The organism is Pseudomonas sp. FFUP_PS_473, assembly GCF_002858665.1.
In the GTDB taxonomy this organism is placed as follows: Bacteria; Pseudomonadota; Gammaproteobacteria; order Pseudomonadales; family Pseudomonadaceae; genus Aquipseudomonas; species Aquipseudomonas defluvii.
The window spans coordinates 1-18,533 of the sequence record NZ_PJQQ01000057.1 but is presented as its reverse complement, the minus strand read 5'-3'; the positions used below and the strand labels follow the sequence as shown (position 1 = coordinate 18,533).

At 60.1% G+C, this 18,533-nt stretch carries 18 protein-coding genes and 1 tRNA gene; 9 read left to right on the top strand and 10 right to left on the bottom strand.

Annotated elements, in window-relative coordinates; genetic code table 11:
- Positions 1 to 210 (top strand): hypothetical protein (locus tag CYD26_RS25055; RefSeq protein ID WP_178081733.1); only part of this gene is annotated, 210 nt, incomplete at its 5' end.
- 165 nt (positions 211 to 375) lie between these two features.
- On the top strand, positions 376 to 837 hold the full coding sequence (locus CYD26_RS23885) for a hypothetical protein (RefSeq protein WP_065758861.1): 462 nt from the start codon (positions 376 to 378) through the stop codon (positions 835 to 837).
- A 198-nt stretch (positions 838 to 1,035) separates the two neighbouring features.
- Here CYD26_RS23885 and CYD26_RS23875 read toward each other — a convergent pair whose 3' ends face one another.
- Both CYD26_RS23875 and CYD26_RS23870 read right to left on the bottom strand, forming a co-directional pair.
- Positions 1,036 to 1,998, bottom strand: coding sequence for a DMT family transporter (locus CYD26_RS23875; RefSeq protein ID WP_102053826.1), 963 nt, complete (start codon positions 1,996 to 1,998; stop codon positions 1,036 to 1,038).
- A 15-nt stretch (positions 1,999 to 2,013) separates the two neighbouring features.
- A complete protein-coding gene (locus CYD26_RS23870) occupies positions 2,014 to 2,250 on the bottom strand; it encodes a hypothetical protein (RefSeq protein WP_102053825.1) in 237 nt (78 codons plus the stop codon).
- Positions 2,251 to 2,372: 122 nt separating this feature from the next.
- On the opposite strand from CYD26_RS23870, the gene CYD26_RS23865 reads away from it, so the two are divergent.
- On the top strand, positions 2,373 to 3,254 hold the full coding sequence (locus tag CYD26_RS23865; protein WP_102053824.1) for a LysR family transcriptional regulator: 882 nt from the start codon (positions 2,373 to 2,375) through the stop codon (positions 3,252 to 3,254).
- Between the two features lie 157 nt (positions 3,255 to 3,411).
- Here CYD26_RS23865 and CYD26_RS23860 read toward each other — a convergent pair whose 3' ends face one another.
- The 8 genes from CYD26_RS23860 to CYD26_RS23820 all read right to left on the bottom strand — a co-directional run bounded on the left by CYD26_RS23860 (position 3,412) and on the right by CYD26_RS23820 (position 12,219).
- A complete protein-coding gene (locus CYD26_RS23860) occupies positions 3,412 to 4,773 on the bottom strand; it encodes a cytosine permease (protein WP_102053823.1) in 1,362 nt (453 codons plus the stop codon).
- A gap of 14 nt (positions 4,774 to 4,787) precedes the next feature.
- On the bottom strand, positions 4,788 to 5,462 hold the full coding sequence (locus CYD26_RS23855) for a cysteine hydrolase family protein (protein WP_102053822.1): 675 nt from the start codon (positions 5,460 to 5,462) through the stop codon (positions 4,788 to 4,790).
- Between the two features lie 595 nt (positions 5,463 to 6,057).
- Positions 6,058 to 6,279 carry a formate dehydrogenase subunit delta gene (locus tag CYD26_RS23845; RefSeq protein ID WP_065758854.1) on the bottom strand — a complete coding sequence of 74 codons (222 nt, stop codon included), beginning with the start codon at positions 6,277 to 6,279 and terminating at the stop codon, positions 6,058 to 6,060.
- On the bottom strand, positions 6,276 to 9,164 hold the full coding sequence (fdhF, locus tag CYD26_RS23840; RefSeq protein WP_102053821.1) for a formate dehydrogenase subunit alpha: 2,889 nt from the start codon (positions 9,162 to 9,164) through the stop codon (positions 6,276 to 6,278). The genes CYD26_RS23845 and fdhF overlap by 4 nt, the downstream gene beginning before the upstream one ends.
- Positions 9,161 to 10,723 carry an NADH-quinone oxidoreductase subunit NuoF gene (locus CYD26_RS23835; RefSeq protein WP_178081732.1) on the bottom strand — a complete coding sequence of 521 codons (1,563 nt, stop codon included), beginning with the start codon at positions 10,721 to 10,723 and terminating at the stop codon, positions 9,161 to 9,163. Before CYD26_RS23835 ends, fdhF begins: the two co-directional genes overlap by 4 nt.
- Positions 10,720 to 11,196 carry a formate dehydrogenase subunit gamma gene (locus CYD26_RS23830; RefSeq protein ID WP_099773602.1) on the bottom strand — a complete coding sequence of 159 codons (477 nt, stop codon included), beginning with the start codon at positions 11,194 to 11,196 and terminating at the stop codon, positions 10,720 to 10,722. The genes CYD26_RS23835 and CYD26_RS23830 overlap by 4 nt, the downstream gene beginning before the upstream one ends.
- 321 nt (positions 11,197 to 11,517) lie before the next feature.
- Entirely contained in the window at positions 11,518 to 12,015 is a 498-nt protein-coding gene (locus CYD26_RS23825) for a GrpB family protein (RefSeq protein ID WP_102053820.1), read from the bottom strand.
- A 119-nt stretch (positions 12,016 to 12,134) separates the two neighbouring features.
- Positions 12,135 to 12,219, bottom strand: a tRNA-Leu gene (locus tag CYD26_RS23820).
- Positions 12,220 to 12,327: 108 nt separating this feature from the next.
- Here CYD26_RS23820 and queA point away from each other — a divergent pair.
- From queA to CYD26_RS23790, 6 genes are all read left to right on the top strand, one after another.
- Entirely contained in the window at positions 12,328 to 13,377 is a 1,050-nt protein-coding gene (gene queA / locus CYD26_RS23815) for a tRNA preQ1(34) S-adenosylmethionine ribosyltransferase-isomerase QueA (RefSeq protein WP_065758841.1), read from the top strand.
- Between the two features lie 14 nt (positions 13,378 to 13,391).
- On the top strand, positions 13,392 to 14,507 hold the full coding sequence (gene tgt / locus CYD26_RS23810) for a tRNA guanosine(34) transglycosylase Tgt (RefSeq protein ID WP_176717408.1): 1,116 nt from the start codon (positions 13,392 to 13,394) through the stop codon (positions 14,505 to 14,507).
- 46 nt (positions 14,508 to 14,553) lie between these two features.
- The gene (yajC, locus tag CYD26_RS23805; protein ID WP_065758839.1) at positions 14,554 to 14,892 is read left to right on the top strand and encodes a preprotein translocase subunit YajC; all 339 of its coding nucleotides are present in this window, start codon (positions 14,554 to 14,556) and stop codon (positions 14,890 to 14,892) included.
- 63 nt (positions 14,893 to 14,955) lie between these two features.
- Complete coding sequence (gene secD / locus CYD26_RS23800; protein WP_065758838.1) at positions 14,956 to 16,824, top strand: protein translocase subunit SecD; 1,869 nt, start codon at positions 14,956 to 14,958, stop codon at positions 16,822 to 16,824.
- A gap of 9 nt (positions 16,825 to 16,833) precedes the next feature.
- Positions 16,834 to 17,745, top strand: a complete 912-nt coding sequence (gene secF / locus CYD26_RS23795; protein ID WP_065758837.1) for a protein translocase subunit SecF — start codon at positions 16,834 to 16,836, stop codon at positions 17,743 to 17,745.
- A gap of 123 nt (positions 17,746 to 17,868) precedes the next feature.
- Positions 17,869 to 18,417 (top strand): glycine zipper 2TM domain-containing protein, encoded by a 549-nt coding sequence (locus tag CYD26_RS23790; protein ID WP_099773608.1) that lies wholly within the window; start codon positions 17,869 to 17,871, stop codon positions 18,415 to 18,417.
- Positions 18,418 to 18,533 lie beyond the last annotated feature (116 nt).

Below are 18,533 nucleotides of genomic sequence, written 5' to 3'. Positions count from 1 at the left end.
CTGTTTGCCCCCACGCTCGCTGAAAGAGCAATTTTGCCAACGGCATTGGGAGGCAGCTACTTTTTCAACAGAATCGGTCTGTTGCTGTCCTTCACGATAGGCAGCTTCTGGCCGACAGATGCCCACCGTGAAAAGCAACTGTGGGGCAATTCAATACGCCGCATGAGCAAGTCCTTGCTGCAAACCGGCAATGGTAAATCACCCGTTTGATTGGCGAGTCGCTATCAGGCTCGCTAGCCTTGGCCAGGGGCGTTGTGATTTAGCTGCGATTGTGTGTATCGCCACGACTTCGTCTTTTCGTGGTGGTGCCACGCGCAGTTGGGGCTACTCAGTAAGCTCACGCTCAGAAACCCGTTGATCAGATGAGGTGGCGCTATGAACAAGGCAGTCTTTGCCGCGCTGGCCATTACGGTACTTGCGCAATCACCGGCTTATGCCATCAGCGAAAAGTATCGTAAGCAGTTGGAGCAGTCGGGTTGCACCCAGATGAGCGAGCTTCAGGGGTGCGATATCACCAAGAGCAAGGCTGAAAATGCCAAGGCGGGGTTTGGTGAGCCCGCAGCACCGGCAGCAGACAGCACCAAAAGCCAGACCCCATATGCCGGGCAGTGGGTTGCTAAAAGTGCTTCAGGTGCGACGGTTGCCACCATTCGTATCGATGAAAAAGAGCATGTTTGGGTGAACGGCAAACCGGTCAAAGCCAAACGCACCGATGGCGGGCTGCAATTTCGGGCTGGCACGATCCTATTCATGATTCAGGGGGATCGGCGGCTGAAGGATGAGGATTACTGGACGGATAGTGATGCCGGGACCAAAGGCCTTATTCAGGCCGAATGATGGCGGGGTTTGCAGCCCTCTGTGCGCACTGGCCACTTCTCACTGATCAGAAACGTTCGTCAAGAATCGCTGGCAGTGCCCAAGCGCACGAGCTGTACGACGTCGAGCACCGGGATCAGGTGGCCCAGGCGCAAAAGGTCACCTCTGGCCGCCCGCTTTTGCTCGACGCGCGTCTTCGTCGTCCTGGAGGGGATTAAGTCAATTTTCGCGGTAGATACCTTCATTCAGGCGTTGATCGCTTGGGGTTGCCCGATTGCAGATCAGGATGCCTGTGATGATCAGGGCGCCTCCTATCAACATCGGACTCGTCAGTTGCTCACCGAGCAACAGTGCGCCCAGCAGAACGGCGGTTAGCGGGTTAAGAGCAATGAACACCCCGGAGCGTGTGACGCCGATTGTCTGGATGCCCTGGTAGTACCAGATGTAGGCCAATGCGGAACCTATTGCACCCAGGTACAGCAGGCTAAAAAAGTCACCTGTGGATAGCGCACTCACTGAAGCAAAATTGAATTGCCCTGTAGCGGTGGCTGTCGCCGTCAGCATCGCTGCGCCAGCCCAGATGGAGTAGGTCACTGTATGTAAGGAGCCAATTTCGTTGACTATGGTTTTGCAGAACACGCTATAGACCACCCAGCTCAATACGCACCCGAAAATTAAGGCATCACCGCGCCAGTCGCTGTTCTCCGCAAGAAAGGTGTTTGGTGATTTACTGAAAATCACCGCTGCCGCACCCATAAGGCAGAGGCCTATTCCGGAGGTCTTCGTAATCGTGAGTTTTTCCCGGTAAAAGAGGAAGGAAAAAAGGGCCATTACTGCTGGGTTGAGGGCGACGATCAGTGAGGCCCGGGATGCGGTGGTGTAATGGAGCCCATAAAAGAAGAAAAGGTTGTAGGTGTATATGCCGCAGAATCCAAGGCCAAGTATTTTCACCAGTTGAGATCGGTTGATCTTGATAAACATTTTTCTGGAGAAAATCAGGAATAGGGTAAGCGTAGCGCCAGCAAGCATGAACCTCAGGCTTGCCGACAGCATTGGTGGGGTGTCGGAAGAAATGTAGCGACCCGCAACAAACGTTCCGCCCCAAATGATCGCCACCAAGGATAGCTTGAGGTAAGTGAGGCTGTCGGACGCAGGTGTTCTTGCTTTTGATTGAAGGCGCATGATGTAAGCCTGACGTCAGAGTATGGAGGTGGACTTGAATGTGTATGAGTTATCTAGAGCCTGAAGACTCGGGTTGACCTCGTTAACGTAGTTGCCGGTAATGGCCTCAAACACCGATAGTGTTTGTTTGGATGGTTCTTTAATTTCATTCCTGAGTGCGTATTGGCCAGCCATTCCATACGAAGCCAAGAGTGGTCCATTGATCTCTGGCCATAGCGCCGATACGCCTTCAGTTTTCCATTGAGCGCCCATAAAAATCTCCTTGATTACTGCGATGTCAAAAGGCGCCTAGGCCTATCTCGTTATGCTTCAGTGTTCTATCCTTATGCTGAATTGGGCTCATATGGAAATGAGTGATTACTCATGGTTGTGCGATGACGCTGACTCAGCTCGAAATTTTTATCGTCGTCGCCGGGCGACGTGGGTTCACGCTGGCGGCTGCCCAACTGGGGATCTCCCAGTCAGCGGTGTCTCATGCCATCAGGGCGCTTGAGCAGGAGCTGGGCGTTGAGTTGCTTTTTCGGCACCAGGGCCAGGTCGAATTGACGGACATTGGGGCAAGGTTGCTCCAGCGCGCTCAATCGATGCTCGGGCTGGCTGATGCAATTCGACAAGAAGCCTCTGATGCGCGGAGCATGAAGCTGGGCACCCTGCGCATCGGTTCATTTGGCCCCACGTCATCACAACGATTGCTGCCGCGAATCCTTGCCGACTACCGCAGGATCTATCCTGGTATCGAGGTACATGTGGACGAGGGGCCCGACCGCCAGGTCGTTCAGTGGCTATTGGATAGGCGAGTGGACGTTGGGTTCGTTGCCCTGCCGGAGGCCCAGTTCGATACCTACCCGTTGATCGAGGACCAAATGGTTGCCTTGCTACCTTGTGGGCACCGTTTGGCGGCCAAGGAGGCGGTGACGTTGAATGACTTGTGTTCAGATCCGTTCGTACTGACAGAAGCCGGTTCGTCTGAGTTGGTTTCGCGACTCTTTGTGGCCGCGAGATTGAACCCCAAAATCCGCTATAGAACCTCTCAGCTAATGAGCACCTTGGCTGCAGTGGCGCGGGGCGATGCTGTGACGGTAGTAGCCGAATCCGCTTTGCCTGAACGTGATGCCTCGCAGTACCTCACGAAAGTGCTCGACCCGGCAGTCAGGCGACATGTTGGGATTGCCGTGTTGGACAAGAGCCAATCGTCGCCGGCAGCACGGGCTTTCATTGCCTTGTCTGTGAAGATCTTTCGCAATCAATTGGTTTGACCTCATGGGCACGCAAGAACCATGGAATCTCCCACAGAACATGCAGTGTTTTGCATGGATCCCTGTGGGAGTTGGCTTGCCAACGATGCTGGCGCCGCCGACGGGTTGACACCCCGCTGCCGCTATCGCAGGCAAGCCTGCATCCCACGCGTTACGCTTACACCTTCGCGGTCAGGCCTTGCAGGGCTGTGCGCCTGTTCATCAGCCAGTAGTAACTGAGTGCCGGGAACACCAGGCCGACGGCCCATGCGAGGTCAACGCCCTGCAATCCGGTCGCAATCGGCCCGGCGTAAAGCGAGGTGTTCATGAACGGTACTTCAAGCAGGATGGTGCTCAGAAACACGCCGATGGCGATCCAGTTCACCCGGCCATAGATACCCTTTGGCTCGAAGATGTCGGCAATCTGGTAAACGCCTTTGCGCAGCGCGTAGTAGTCCACCAGGTTGATGGCCGTCCAGGGGATGAGGAAGTAGCTCATGAAGAAGATGAAGTTCAGGAAGAACTGGATGAAGTCATCTTGAGCCAGTGTGCATAAGCCGGTGGCGGCGGCGCAGATGATGAACATGAACCCGGCCCGTGCGCGGGGCGTGACTTTCAGCGGGGCGAACGGTTCGATCACCGTGACGGTCGACATGAACGCGCCATAAAGGTTGAACACGTTGATGGCGACCTGGCCGTACAGAATGAACGCGAACATCAGCAGCGTTCCACCGCCGAGCAGCCCCACCAGGTTCAAGCCCACATTGTCTGCAAAGCCGGCCATGGCCTTGGCCAGTACGGCACCGAGCAGCATCATCCAGCTGCCGCCGATGACAGTGCCCAGGTAGCTGTACCAGAACACGTGCCGGGTCGGGGTGCTGGTGGGCAAGTAGCGGGAGTAGTCCGCCACATACGGCGCATAGGACAGCTGCCAGGTGACTGCAATGCTGACCGAGGCCAGGAAGCTTGCCAGGTGGAAGCCCTGTGGTGACCATTGCTCAGGCGCCACCGGAAGCGCAAGCGCCAGCAGCGTAGCCGTACCAAACACGCCGATGGAGATAAACGAGAGGGCCTTCTGCAGGCGATGGATCAGTTGGTAGCCGAACAGGGCGACCAAAAAGCACAGTACGCCGAGCAGGACGATGTTGCCCTCGTTGCTGAGCGGGCTCGTGGTGGCGACGGCCTGGGCGGCGAGCAAGGTGTTGCTGACGAAGAACCCCAGGTAGATGAGCATGACGAACAGCAACGGCACTATTGCGCCGAATACGCCGAACTGGGCTCGGCTTTGGATCATCTGTGGAATGCCCAGCCTCGGCCCCTGGGCGGAATGCGAGGCCATGAAAATCGCGCCGATCATGGAGCCCAGCAGGATGGACAGTGCGCTCCAGAACAGGTTGAGCCCCAGGCTGATCGGCAGCACACCCGCAGCAACGGTGGTGATGTTGGCGTTGGCGCCGAACCAGACAAAGAACAGTGAGCGGGGCTGGCCGTAGCGCTCATGTTCTGGAATGAAATCAATGCTTCTGTTTTCTATTTTCATGGCAGTCTCCGCGTTCAGCAGTCACGGGCAAGGCGGTTTTCGAAGCTGTGGATCGCTTCGACGAACGCTTCGGGGTGGAAGGCGAGGTGATCAGGTTCGAGTGTTCGCATCGAAGACGCCGGTTGGTTTTGCCAATGGCGAAGGAGATGCGCGGTGGAATAGATTTCCAGCCCGTAAATCCAGTTGGAGAGGATCAGCAGCGATGAGTAATGCGCTGCCAGCGTCGTTGCCGTGCAGGCATCTGAAACGAGGCTGAGCTGGAAGTCATGTTGGTAGGCATCGAACAGGCTGGTCATCACGCACACATCGGTCAGCACGCCAAACACCACCAGGTGGCGGATCCCCCGGCTGTGTAACATCTGGGCCAGCCGGGTGCCATGAAAGGCGCTGTAGCGGTGCTTGTCGATCACCACATCGCCGGCCTGTGGGGCCAACGCGTCGATGATCTCAATAGCAGGCGTACCTGCCAGGTAACTGGTCGGCTTGCCGTGCTCGTCCACGGGCTCTCCGGGGGCCAGGTCCCGGCCTTGCGCATCGTTGACGTGGCGGGTGTAGAACAGCGGGATACCCAAGCCACGGGCGGCGTCGATCAGCGAGGCCGCGTTGGCGACTACGTGGTCAAATCGTTCTAGTGCAAAGCCATCTTCTTTCTGCAAGTCGATAACAAGCACTGCGGTTGTGTTGGTCATCAAGGTCTTCCGGGTGCAGGTCTCCAGGAACGGGCGATTGAAGCCGTTTCCAGGGAACCATCGGATGAAGGGCCGCAGCACACCGGCAGGGCGGGCGCTACGGTAATGATCGAGAAGAACTCTCGTCGGGAAGACCGATCAGACTATCTGCCAGAAACCATTCTGTTTGGCCGCAACGCAGGCCGGTAGGCGTTTGAGCATGACCCGCAATGGCGCTGCTGCGCGGCGGAGAAAACCTCTCATGGCACCGGTTGGCAACGCACGCTCACGCCCACAGGCCTTCTGCCAATGACAGGCATGGGTTTTGCCAGTGGGTAATGAGCGATTGGCCATTTGAGGTGTGTCTCGGATGGATTGCCAGAAGGTTCAGCAATATCCGGGCCAGGGATGATGGAACTCTGTAAGGCGCGTTCTTGAGCGGTTGCGTTTTCAGGTGTTACGTGTGGTATGTGGGATACCATAATACTGTGCTACCAAGCGTAGCATCCGGTCGGTATCCCGCTTCTTTCTGAAGCAGCTGCTTCGCCCTCTTTAAATACCCCATAGGCGCCTCGCGCGGCCTGATAGCCGCGCGAGGGCAATGCCCCTTTTGAACCTAAGCCTCCCAGCCCGAGCCACTGAGCGCCGCCTGCACCAAGGGGTGCAAGTCCGCGCCTTTGTGCGCCGTCTGCCAGGCCAGCAATTCCTTGCGCATGGCGGGCGTCCAGAACATCTGCAAGTGATTACGCACGCCGAGCACGGCCTGTTGCGGGTCGGGTTCGCTGGCGAAGTACTGCGCTATCTGGTTGGCCATCTTGATCAGGTTGGCAGTGCTCATCGGCGTCCCTCGGTGTGTGTGCCAGCGGTGCGAGCCTGGCGGCGTTCTTCGAGCAAGCGCTGTTGTTCGTCACTGAATTCCTGATAACGCTTCTGCCACTCGGAAGGGTGGTAGACGCGGCTGACTTCCACGGCGGTGACCTTGTACTCCGGGCAGTTGGTGGCCCAGTCGGAGTTGTCGGTGGTGATGACGTTGGCCCCCGACTCTGGGAAGTGGAAGGTGGTGTACACCACGCCTGGCGCTACCCGTTCAGTCACCCGTGCACGCAGTACGGTCTGGCCGGCGCGGCTGCCGATGCCTACCCAGTCACCTTCGTTGATGCCACGGCTTTCGGCGTCGGTCGGGTGGATTTCCAGGCGGTCTTCTTCGTGCCAGGCGACGTTGTCGGTACGCCGGGTTTGGGCGCCGACGTTGTATTGGCTGAGGATGCGCCCGGTGGTCAGCAGCAGCGGGTAGCGGTTGTTGACCTTTTCCTCGGTAGGCACGTAGCCGGTGAGCATGAAGCGCCCCTTGCCGCGCACGAATTCCGTGATGTGCATGGTGGGCGTGCCGTCCGGTGCCTCGGCGTTGCACGGCCATTGCAGGCTGCCGTGGCGGTCCAGGGCGGCGTAGCTGACGTTGCTGAAGGTCGGCGTCAGGCTGGCGATTTCATCCATGATTTCTGACGGGTGCTGGTAGTGCATCGGGTAGCCCAGGGCGTTGGCCAGGGCCATTGTGCCTTCCCAGTCAGCCTTGCCACCCAAAGGTTCCATGACCTTGCGCACCCGGGAGATGCGCCGCTCGGCGTTGGTGAAGGTGCCGTCCTTTTCCAGGAACGAGCTGCCCGGCAGGAACACGTGGGCGAACTTGGCGGTTTCGTTAAGGAAAATGTCCTGCACCACCACGCACTCCATGGCTGACAGCGCTGCGGTGACGTGCTGGGTATTGGGGTCGCTCTGGGCGATGTCTTCGCCTTGGCAGTACAGGCCCTTGAAGCTGCCACCCAAGGCGGCCTCGAACATGTTGGGGATGCGCAGGCCGGGGTCCGGTTGCAGGGTGACGTTCCAGGCCTGTTCGAACTGCGCCCGTATCACCTCGTTGGAGATATGCCGGTAGCCGGGCAACTCGTGGGGGAAGGAGCCCATGTCGCAGGAGCCCTGAACGTTGTTCTGCCCACGCAGCGGGTTCACGCCCACGCCTTCGCGGCCGATGTTGCCGGTGGCCATGGCCAGGTTGGCGATGCCCATGACCGCCGTGCTGCCCTGGCTGTGTTCGGTGACGCCCAGGCCATAGTAGATCGACGCATTGCCGCCCGTGGCGTACACGCGGGCAGCCGCACGGATGTCGGCAGCCGCTACGCCGCAGACGGGGCCAAGGGCTTCCGGCGAGTTTTCCGGGCGGCTGACAAACTCGCGCCAGCGGGCGAAATCGCTGCCCTCGCAACGGGCGTCGATAAAGGCCTGGTTGAGTAGCCCCTCGGTAACGATGACATGGGCCAGGGCGTTGAGCATGGCCACGTTGGTGCCCGGGCGCAGGGCCAGGTGCAGTTCGGCACGGGCATGCACCGAGTCCACCAGATCAATGCGTCGTGGGTCGATGACGATCAGCCGTGCGCCTTCACGCAGGCGGCGTTTGAGCTGGGAGGCGAACACCGGGTGTGCGTCGCTGGGGTTGGCGCCGATCACCAGGATCACGTCGGCCTGCATCACCGAGTCGAAACTCTGGGTGCCGGCGGATTCGCCAAGGGTTTGTTTCAGGCCATAGCCGGTCGGCGAGTGGCAGACCCGCGCACAGGTGTCGACGTTGTTGTTGCCGAAGGCGGCGCGCACCAGTTTCTGCACCAGGTAGGTTTCTTCATTGGTGCAGCGGCTGGAGGTAATGCCACCAATGGCGTCGCGGCCGTATGTTTGCTGCAACCGGCGGAATTCGCTGGCGGCGTAGGTCACTGCCTCATCCCAGCTGACTTCCTGCCAGGGGTCGTTGATGTGCTTGCGGATCATCGGCGTGGTGATGCGATCCGGGTGGGTGGCGTAGCCCCAGGCAAAGCGCCCTTTGACGCAGGAGTGGCCGTGGTTGGCCTGGCCGTTCTTGTCTGGAACCATGCGCACCAGTTGGTCGCCTTTCATCTCGGCGCGGAACGAGCAGCCCACACCGCAATAGGCGCAGGTGGTGATCACACTGTGTTCGGGTTGACCCTGTTCGATCACGCTTTTTTCCATCAGGGTCGCGGTGGGGCAGGCTTGCACACAGGCGCCGCAGGACACGCATTCCGAGTCGAGGAAGTTCTCGCCACCGGCTGCGGCAACCCGGGACTCGAAGCCGCGCCCGGTAATGGTCAGGGCAAAGGTGCCCTGGGTTTCTTCACAGGCGCGTACGCAGCGGTTGCAGACGATGCACTTGCTCGGGTCGTAGTCGAAGTAGGGGTTGGAGGTGTCTTTCTGGTCGGCCAGATGGTTGGCGCCCTCATAGCCGTAACGCACCTCGCGCAGGCCGACCTGGCCGGCCACGGTTTGCAGCTCGCAGTTGCCGTTGGCCGAGCAGGTCAGGCAGTCCAGCGGGTGATCGGAGATGTACAGTTCCATGACGTTGCGGCGCAGGGTCGCGAGCTTCGGCGTCTGGGTGTGCACGCTCATGCCTTCACTGACCGGCGTGGTGCAGGACGCCGGGTAGCCGCGCATACCGTCGATTTCCACCAGGCACATGCGGCAGGAGCCGAAGGCTTCCAGGCTGTCGGTGGCACACAGTTTGGGAATGGTGGTGCCCATCAGTGCTGCGGCGCGCATTACCGAGGTGCCTTCGGGCACGCTGATGCTGCGGCCGTCGATCTTCAGGGTGACTTGCACCTGGCTGTCGCGGGCCGGGGTGCCGAGGTCGATATCGGTGTTCGGGTCGAAGAGCGTGATCATTGGTCGGCCTCCGAGGGCTGCAGACCGAAGTCGGCGGGGAAGTGCTTGAGGGCGCTGGCCACGGGGTAGGAGGTCATGCCGCCCAGCGCGCACAGGGAACCGTACTGCAGGGTGTCGCACAGGTCCTTGAGGATGATCACCTGCTCATCGCGACCGCGCTGGTCGGGTGCGGCCAGCAGGCGGTCGATCACCTCCACGCCCCGGGTCGAGCCGATGCGGCAGGGGGTGCATTTGCCACAGGATTCCTCGGCGCAGAACTGCAGGGCGAAGCGCGCCATGTGGGCCATGTCCAGGCTGTCGTCAGCCACCACCACACCCCCATGCCCTAGCATGGCGCCAATGGCGGCGAAGGCTTCGTAATCCAGCGGCGTGTCGAACTGCCCGGGCGGCACCCAGGCGCCGAGCGGGCCGCCTACCTGGGCGGCTTTTAGCGGTCGGCCACTGGCGGTACCTCCACCGTAGTCTTCCACCAGCTCCCTGAGGGTCAGGCCAAAGGCCCGTTCCACCAGGCCGCCGTGACGAACATTGCCCGCCAGCTGGAAGGGCATGGTGCCCAGGGAGCGGCCCATGCCGTAATCGCGATAGAACTGCGCACCCTTGGCCAGAATCAGCGGCACCGAGGCCAGGGTCAGCACGTTGTGCACCAGGGTCGGCAGGCCGAACAGGCCCTGCAAGGCGGGAATGGGGGGCTTGGCACGGACGATGCCGCGCTTGCCTTCGAGGGAGTCCAGCAGCGCGGTTTCTTCACCGCAAATGTAGGCGCCGGCACCGACGCGCACCTCCAGATCGAAGGCCAGGCCGCTGCCGCCGACATTGGCGCCGAGGTAACCGGCAGCCCGGGCGATATCCAGTGCCTCGCGCAGTGTGGCCACGGCCTGTGGGTACTCCGAGCGCACATAAATGTAGCCGTAGCTGGCCCCGACGGTGAGACCGGCAATGGCCATGCCTTCGATCAGCAGGAAGGGGTCGCCTTCCATCAGCATGCGATCAGCGAAGGTGCCGGAGTCGCCTTCGTCGGCGTTGCACACCACATACTTCTGCTCCGCCTGTGTGCCGCGCACGGTGCGCCACTTGATGCCGGCCGGGAAGGCTGCGCCGCCACGGCCGCGCAGGCCCGAATCGAACACCATGGTCGCGGTCTGCTCGCCACCCAGGGCAATGGCCTGGGTCAGGCCTTCAAAGCCACCATGGGCCCGGTAATCGTCCAGGGACAGCGGCCGAGTAATACCGGCGCGGGCGAACAGCAGGCGCTGTTGGCTTTTCAGATAGGGCAACTGCTCCACCGGGCCCAAGGCCAGCGGGTGGGCGGACGGATCACCTTGCAGTGCATCGAGCAGGGAGGGCACATCGGCAGCGGTCAGCGGGCCGAAGCCTATTCGGCCTTGCGGGGTGTCCATTTCCAGCAGCGGTTCCAGCCAGTACAGGCCTCGAGCGCTGGTGCGTTGCAGGTCCAGCGGCAGGTTGCGCTCCCGGGCCTGCGTGGCAAGGGCGGTGGCTACCGCATCGGCACCCACGGCACGGGCAAGCGAATCACAGGGCAGGTAGAGGCGCGGCATCATGCGTCCTCCTGGCAAGCATCGAGCAGAGTATCCAAGCGCTCGGCATTGAGCCGCGCATGCACCTGGCCATCCAGCTCCAGGGCTGGCGAGCAGGCGCAGGCGCCAAGGCAATACACCGGGCGCAGGCTGATGTTGCCGTCAGCGCTGCTGCCGTGGTCGTCCAGTTGCAGGCGTTCGCGCAATTGCGCGGCGAGCTGCTCGGCGCCGCGACTCTGGCAGGACTCGGCCCGGCACAGACGCAGGATATGCCGGGCCGGCGGCGCGGTGCGAAAGTCATGGTAGAAGCTGATGACCCCACGAACCTCGGCTTGGCTCTGGTTGAGGGCATGGGCAATCTCGGGGACAGCGGCATCGGGGATGTAACCGATGCTTTCCTGAATCTCATGAAGAATCGGTAACAGTGCGCCGGGTGCGCCTTTGTGGCGCTCCAGCAGACGGGTGACCAAAGGCAGGTGCAACATCTCATCAGGCATACAACATTCCTCACGGTCACGAGCAAACCAGACGGTTGTCGATTGTCCGAGAGTGTCGGCTGCGGCACTCACACCACGTCACGGTAGCGTGGCATGTTCAGGCCGTTGGCCAGGCACCCTGAGCGGGCATCTTGTTGGGCCCCGTGCAGTCTTTGCCGCACCTCTTCAGGGCATAACAGGCAGCTTGCCACGCCGCTGTTGATTCATCTGCACCAAAGCGACGTGCTCTGTTCTTTCTGCGACTACCTATTGAGTCTAGAAGAGCACGGCCCGGTGTGTCGTTGCTGGAGGGAGGTGGGTGGAAGGTGAGCCAGCGGCCGCCTAGGTGGGCCCCATTACTCCGTCGATAAAAGGCGCCTTCTTTGCCAGGTATTCACCGATGCCGCCGGTGTTGCTGGCTTCCAGCTCAAGTTTCAAGTCTTGATACTGCTGGCGAATAACGGGGTCGCGCCTGAGGCGATCCCGGAAGCGAAGCATGCGTTCGATTTGACGATGGCCTGTGAGGCAAACGTGGGCCTTATGGGTTCGTATGCCATCAACATCGCGGCGATAAAAATGGTGGCCTGCGGACAGATCACTTCCCCGGGCGTAGCCGAGCTCACGCATGACGGTGTCTCGGCGGGCTTCGTTCAGGTGCGCCGAAACTTCAATGAGAAGGTCAATCTCGGGCTTGGCCGCAAGCCCCGGAACAGCGGTGCTTCCGACATGGTGAATGGCAACAAGCTCAGCGCCGAACGCCGCCTCGATTTGCTCTTTGGCGCAGAGAAAGAGGGCAGGCCATCGGCTGTCATAGAGGGATATCGTGCTGGTCAGCCCCATGGTGGTTCTTCCTTGAATCCGCAGGCAGGCATCGGCGTAGCGCAGGCACAAAAAAACCGGCTCAATTGGCCGGTTTTTCTGGATCTGAAGGTTGGTAGAACCGTTCAGTTACTGCTGTTTGGTGCCCCGAGGGAGACTCGAACTCCCACTCCTTTCGAAAACGGATTTTGAATCCGCCGCGTCTACCAATTCCGCCATCAGGGCTTGTGGACGCGGAGTATAAAGAGGTGCCTACCGTTGGTCAATCAGCTTTCATGGTGAATTTTTGTCGATTCCGCTAAACTTTCCGGCCCTGTCAAACCGAACACCATCATGCGCGTCGCCGATTTTTCTTTTGAGCTCCCAGATTCCCTGATCGCCCGCCATCCTTTGGCCGAGCGCCGCAGTAGCCGGCTGTTGACCCTCGACGGGCCAACAGGGGCATTGGCGCACCGGCAATTCACCGATTTGCTCGAGCACCTGCGCCCAGGCGATCTGATGGTGTTCAACAATACCCGGGTGATCCCGGCGCGGCTGTTCGGCCAGAAGGCCTCTGGCGGCAAGCTGGAGATTCTGGTCGAGCGTGTGCTGGACAGCCACCGCGTGCTGGCCCATGTGCGCTCCAGCAAGTCGCCCAAGCCCGGTTCGCAGATTGTGATCGACGGCGGCGGTGAGGCCGAGATGGTCGCGCGCCACGATACGTTGTTCGAGCTGCGTTTCGCCGAAGAGGTGTTGCCGCTGCTCGACCGCGTCGGGCATATGCCGCTGCCGCCGTATATCGACCGCCCGGATGAAGGCGCCGACCGCGAGCGTTATCAAACCGTGTACGCCGAGCGTGCCGGTGCGGTGGCCGCGCCAACCGCTGGCCTGCATTTCGATGAAGACCTGCTGGCGAAGATCGCCGCCAAGGGCGTCGACACGGCATTCGTTACCTTGCACGTAGGGGCGGGCACCTTCCAGCCGGTGCGGGTAGAGCGCATCGAAGACCACCATATGCATAAAGAGTGGCTGGAGGTCAGCCAGGACGTGGTCGACGCCGTTGCCGCCTGCCGTGCGCGTGGCGGTCGGGTGGTGGCGGTGGGCACCACCAGTGTGCGTTCGCTGGAAAGTGCCGCGCGCGATGGCGTGCTCAAGCCGTTCAGCGGCGACACCGACATCTTTATCTTCCCGGGCCGGCCGTTTCATGTGGTCGATGCCCTGGTCACCAACTTCCATCTGCCCGAGTCCACGCTGCTGATGCTGGTTTCGGCCTTCGCCGGTTACCCGGAAACCATGGCTGCCTATAAGGCCGCGGTGGAAAACGGTTACCGCTTCTTCAGTTACGGTGATGCCATGTTCATCACCCGCAATCCGGCGCCACGTGGGCCCGAGGATCAAGCATGAGTCGCACCTGTCGTATGTCCTTTGAGTTGCTGGCCACCGACGGCAAGGCCCGTCGGGGTCGGTTGACCTTCCCCCGTGGCGTGGTGGATACCCCGGCGTTCATGCCGGTGGGCACCTATGGCACGGTCAAGGGCATGCTGCCGCGGGATATCGAGGCGATTGGTGCGCAGATCATCCTCGGCAACACCTTCCACCTGTGGCTGCGCCCGGGTACCGAGGTCATCAAGGCCCATGGCGACCTGCACGACTTCATGCAGTGGAAAGGCCCGATCCTCACCGACTCCGGTGGTTTCCAGGTGTTCAGCCTGGGCGCCATGCGCAAGATCAAGGAAGAGGGCGTGACCTTCGCCTCGCCGGTAGACGGCTCCAAGGTGTTCATGGGCCCGGAAGAGTCGATGCAGGTTCAGCGCGACCTGGGCTCGGACATCGTGATGATCTTCGACGAGTGCACCCCGTACCCGGCCGATGAAGACGTGGCACGGGTATCGATGGAGCTGTCGTTGCGTTGGGCACAGCGCTCGAAGAACGCCCATGGCGACAGCACTGCGGCGTTGTTCGGTATCGTTCAGGGCGGCATGCACCAGGACCTGCGCATGCGGTCGCTGGAAGGCCTGGACAAGATCGGCTTCGATGGCCTGGCCATCGGTGGCTTGTCGGTGGGCGAGCCGAAGCATGAAATGATCAAGGTGCTGGATTACCTGCCAGGGCAGATGCCTGCTGACAAACCTCGTTACCTTATGGGGGTAGGCAAGCCGGAAGATCTCGTTGAGGGTGTGCGCCGCGGCGTCGACATGTTCGATTGCGTGATGCCTACGCGCAACGCGCGCAACGGTCATCTGTTTGTCGATACAGGCGTGCTTAAAATCCGCAATGCGTTCCATCGCCATGATGATTCGCCGCTGGACCCAACCTGTGATTGCTACACCTGCCAGAACTTCTCCCGCGCTTATTTGCATCATCTGGATAAATGCGGCGAAATGCTGGGTAGCATGTTGAATACCATCCATAACTTGCGACATTACCAGCGCTTGATGGCTGGTTTGCGCGAGGCTATTCAACAAGGTACATTGGCCGCTTTCGTTGATGCCTTCTACGCCAAGCGCGGGCTTCCTGTGCCGCCTTTGGATTGATGTTTTGCCGACCCTTACAAGTACTATTTCGCAACTGGAGTGCTAAATGAGCTTTCTGATTCCTGCCGCATACGCGGACGCTGCTGCCCCTGCCGCTGCTGGCCCTGCCGGTACCGGTTTTGAGTGGATTTTCCTGGTAGGTTTCCTGGTCATCTTCTACCTGATGATCTGGCGCCCACAGGCCAAGCGTGCCAAAGAGCAGAAGAACCTGCTGAGCAATTTGCAGAAGGGTGACGAAGTTGTTACCAACGGCGGTATCGCCGGCAAGATCGTCAAAGTTGCCGATGACTTCGTAGTGCTCGAAGTGTCCGACTCGGTTGAGTTGAAGTTCCAGAAGGGCGCCGTTGCTGCGACCCTGCCAAAAGGCACGCTCAAGGCGATCTAAGTTTAAGTCTTTTACCAATCGACGGGGCGCGCAAGGCGCCCCGTCTCTTGAACGGGCGGCGTGATGCTGAACAAATACCCTTTATGGAAATACGCGCTGATCGTGCTGGTTCTGGCGGTCGGTTTCATTTATTCCGCTCCCAACCTCTACCCTGACGATCCGGCTGTTCAAATCAGCGGTGCAAGTACTGCGCTGCAGGTTGGCCAGGCCGATCTGGATCGTGCCAGCAAAGCGTTGAGCGATGCCGGTATTCAGGTCAAGGGCGCGAGCCTGGGTGAGAAGGGCAAGGGTGGCCTGCTGCGTTTGACCAAGCAGGAAGACCAGTTGCCTGCCAAGGACGTGGTGCGCAAGGCGCTGGGTGACGATTACGTCGTGGCGCTGAACCTGGCTCAAACCACTCCGCAATGGTTGCGCAAGTTGGGTGCAAGCCCAATGAAACTGGGCCTGGACTTGTCCGGTGGTGTGCACTTCCTGCTGGAAGTGGACATGGACAAAGCCATTACCGCACGCCTGAAAGTGTATGAAGGTGAAGTCAAAACCCTGCTGCGTAAAGAGCGTGTGCGCTACCGCAGCCTGCCGCAACAAGACGGCAGCATTCAGTTGGGCTTCGCTGACGATGCAACCCGCGAGCAGGCACGTGCCCTGATCCGCAAGAATTTCAACGATTTCGAGCTTACGCCAAGCGAGCGTAACGACATGGCCGTATTGGGCCTGTCGATTTCGCCGGCCAAGCTGATCGAGATTCGTGAGTACTCCATCAAGCAGAACTTGACCACGGTACGTAACCGCGTCAACGAGCTGGGTGTTGCCGAGCCACTGGTTCAGCGCCAGGGTGCCAACCGCATCGTGGTGGAGCTGCCGGGCGTGCAGGACACCGCTGAAGCCAAGCGTATTCTCGGCAAGACCGCCAACCTCGAGTTCCGCCTGGGTGCAGAGCCGGGTGCCTCGAAAGCCACCACCGAATCCTTCGAGTTCCGTGAAGGCGGTCGTCCGCCAGCTGCGGTTGAGCGTGGCCTGATCATCACCGGTGACCAGGTAACCGACGCCCAGGCAAGCTTCGACGAGCATGGCCGCCCGCAGGTGAACATCCGTCTGGATGGCCACGGCGGCGAGCTGATGAGCCGCGCTACCCGTAGCAACGTCGGTCGCAGCATGGCGGTGATCTTCATCGAGCAGAAGCCGACCACTCGCTACGAGAAGCAGGTCGTCAATGGTGTCGAGAAAGACGTTGCCATCCAGACCTTCAAGGAAGAGAAGCGCATCATCAGCCTGGCGACCATTCAGTCGCCGCTGGGTAGCCAATTCCGCATTACCGGCCTGAACGGCCAGGGCGAATCTTCGGAACTGGCCCTGCTGCTGCGTGCCGGTGGCCTGGCTGCGCCGATGTACTTTGCTGAGGAACGTACCATTGGCCCAAGCCTGGGTGCGGACAACATCACCAAGGGTATCGATGCGTCGCTGTGGGGCATGCTGTTCGTCTCGCTGTTCATCATCGCCATTTACCGCTTCTTCGGTGTGATCGCTACCGTGGCACTGGCAGGCAACATGGTGCTGCTGTTGGCCCTGATGTCGGTGCTGGGTGCTACCCTGACCCTGCCGGGTATCGCTGGTATCGTACTGACCATGGGTATGGCGGTTGACGCCAACGTGCTGATCTTCTCGCGGATTCGCGAAGAGCTGGCTAACGGCATGTCGGTTCAGCGTGCGATCCATGAAGGTTTCGACCGTGCCTACACCGCGATTCTCGACGCCAACCTGACCACCCTGTTGGTCGGCGGCATCCTGTTCGCCATGGGTACCGGGCCAGTCAAAGGCTTTGCGGTGACCATGTCCCTCGGGATTTTTACCTCGATGTTCACAGCCATCATGGTGACCCGTGCAATGGTCAACCTGATCTTTGGTGGGCGTGACTTCAAGAAGTTGTGGGTTTAAGGGGCTGCCATGTTACGTACCATTAACTTCATGGGCGTGCGCAACGTTGCGTTCGCCGTCACCATGCTCCTTACCGTACTGGCCTTTTTCAGCTGGTTCCACAAGGGCTTGAACTTTGGTCTGGATTTCACCGGCGGTACGCTCATCGAGCTGACCTACGAAAAGCCGGCTGATCTGGGCAAGGTGCGCGAGGAGCTGGTCAAGGCTGGCTTCGGCGATGCCGTGGTGCAGAGCTTTGGCGCTACCACCGATTTGCTGGTGCGTATGCCGGGCGATGACCCGCAACTGGGCAACCGCGTTGCCGAGGCGCTGCGCAAGGTCAGTGGCGACAACCCGGCCGTGGTCAAGCGTGTCGAGTTCGTCGGCCCGCAGGTAGGTGAAGAGCTGCGTGACCAGGGCGGCCTCGGCATGCTGCTGGCACTGGGTGGCATCATGATCTACCTGGCCTTCCGTTTTCAGTGGAAGTTCGCGGTCGGTGCAATTGTGTCGCTGATCCACGACGTGGTTGTGACCCTGGGTATCCTGTCGTTCTTCCAGATCACCTTCGACCTGACGGTGCTGGCGGCAGTTCTGGCGATCATTGGTTACTCGCTCAACGACACCATCGTGGTCTTTGACCGGGTACGTGAGAACTTCCGCGTACTGCGCAAGGCTTCGCTGATCGAGAACATCAACATCTCCACCACCCAGACCCTGCTGCGTACCGTGGCCACCTCGGTTTCGACCTTGCTGGCGATTGCGGCGTTGCTGTTCTTCGGTGGTGACAACCTGTTCGGCTTCTCCATTGCACTGTTCATCGGTGTTCTGGCGGGTACTTACTCCTCGATCTACATCGCCAACGTGGTGTTGATCTGGTTGAACCTGAGCAGCGAAGACCTGATTCCACCGGTGAAAGCCGAGGAAGTGGACGAGCGTCCGTAAATACGCCGTTTACCCGGTCAGTGGTCCCCAAAAGGCGCGAGTGTTGAACTCGCGCCTTTTTTTATGCTCCAAGGCTAGGAGAAGCACGGGCGATAACCCGTCTGTACGGTCTGGAGGTTTCACGTGAACAAGTCGATGCTGGTGGGTGCGGTACTGGGTGCTGTCGGTGTGACTGCCGGGGGTGCCATAGCAACCTACAAATTGGTGAACCATGGGCCTGAGTATGCTCAGGTACTTGGGGTTCAGCCGGTCAAGCAAACCATCAAGACGCCACGGGAAGTCTGTAAGGATGTCGCGGTAACCCGCCAGGCGCCGGTCAAGGATCAGCATCAGATTGCGGGTACCGTGATCGGTGCCGTGGCTGGTGGCCTGCTGGGCAACCAGATTGGCGGTGGTACCGGCAAGAAGATTGCAACCGTGGCCGGTGCGGTGGGTGGTGGTTATGCCGGTAACAAGGTGCAGGAGAACATGCAGAACAAAGACACCTACACCACCACCGAGACGCGCTGCAATACGGTTAATGACCTGAGTGAGAAGGTCGTGGGCTATGACGTGAAGTATTCGATTGGTGACAAGGTCGGCAAGGTGCGCATGGATCGTGACCCAGGCTCACAGATCCCGCTGGACAAGAATGGCCAGTTGATTCTGGGGCAGGCCCCGGCGGGGCAGTGAGTGGGTGATGTGACACTGGCTTGCCAGTGATCAGCGCTTAATCGAGTAGGAGGCGAGTTCACACCCGCCGTCCTCTCACACCACCGTGCGTACGGTTCCGTACACGGCGGTTCAGG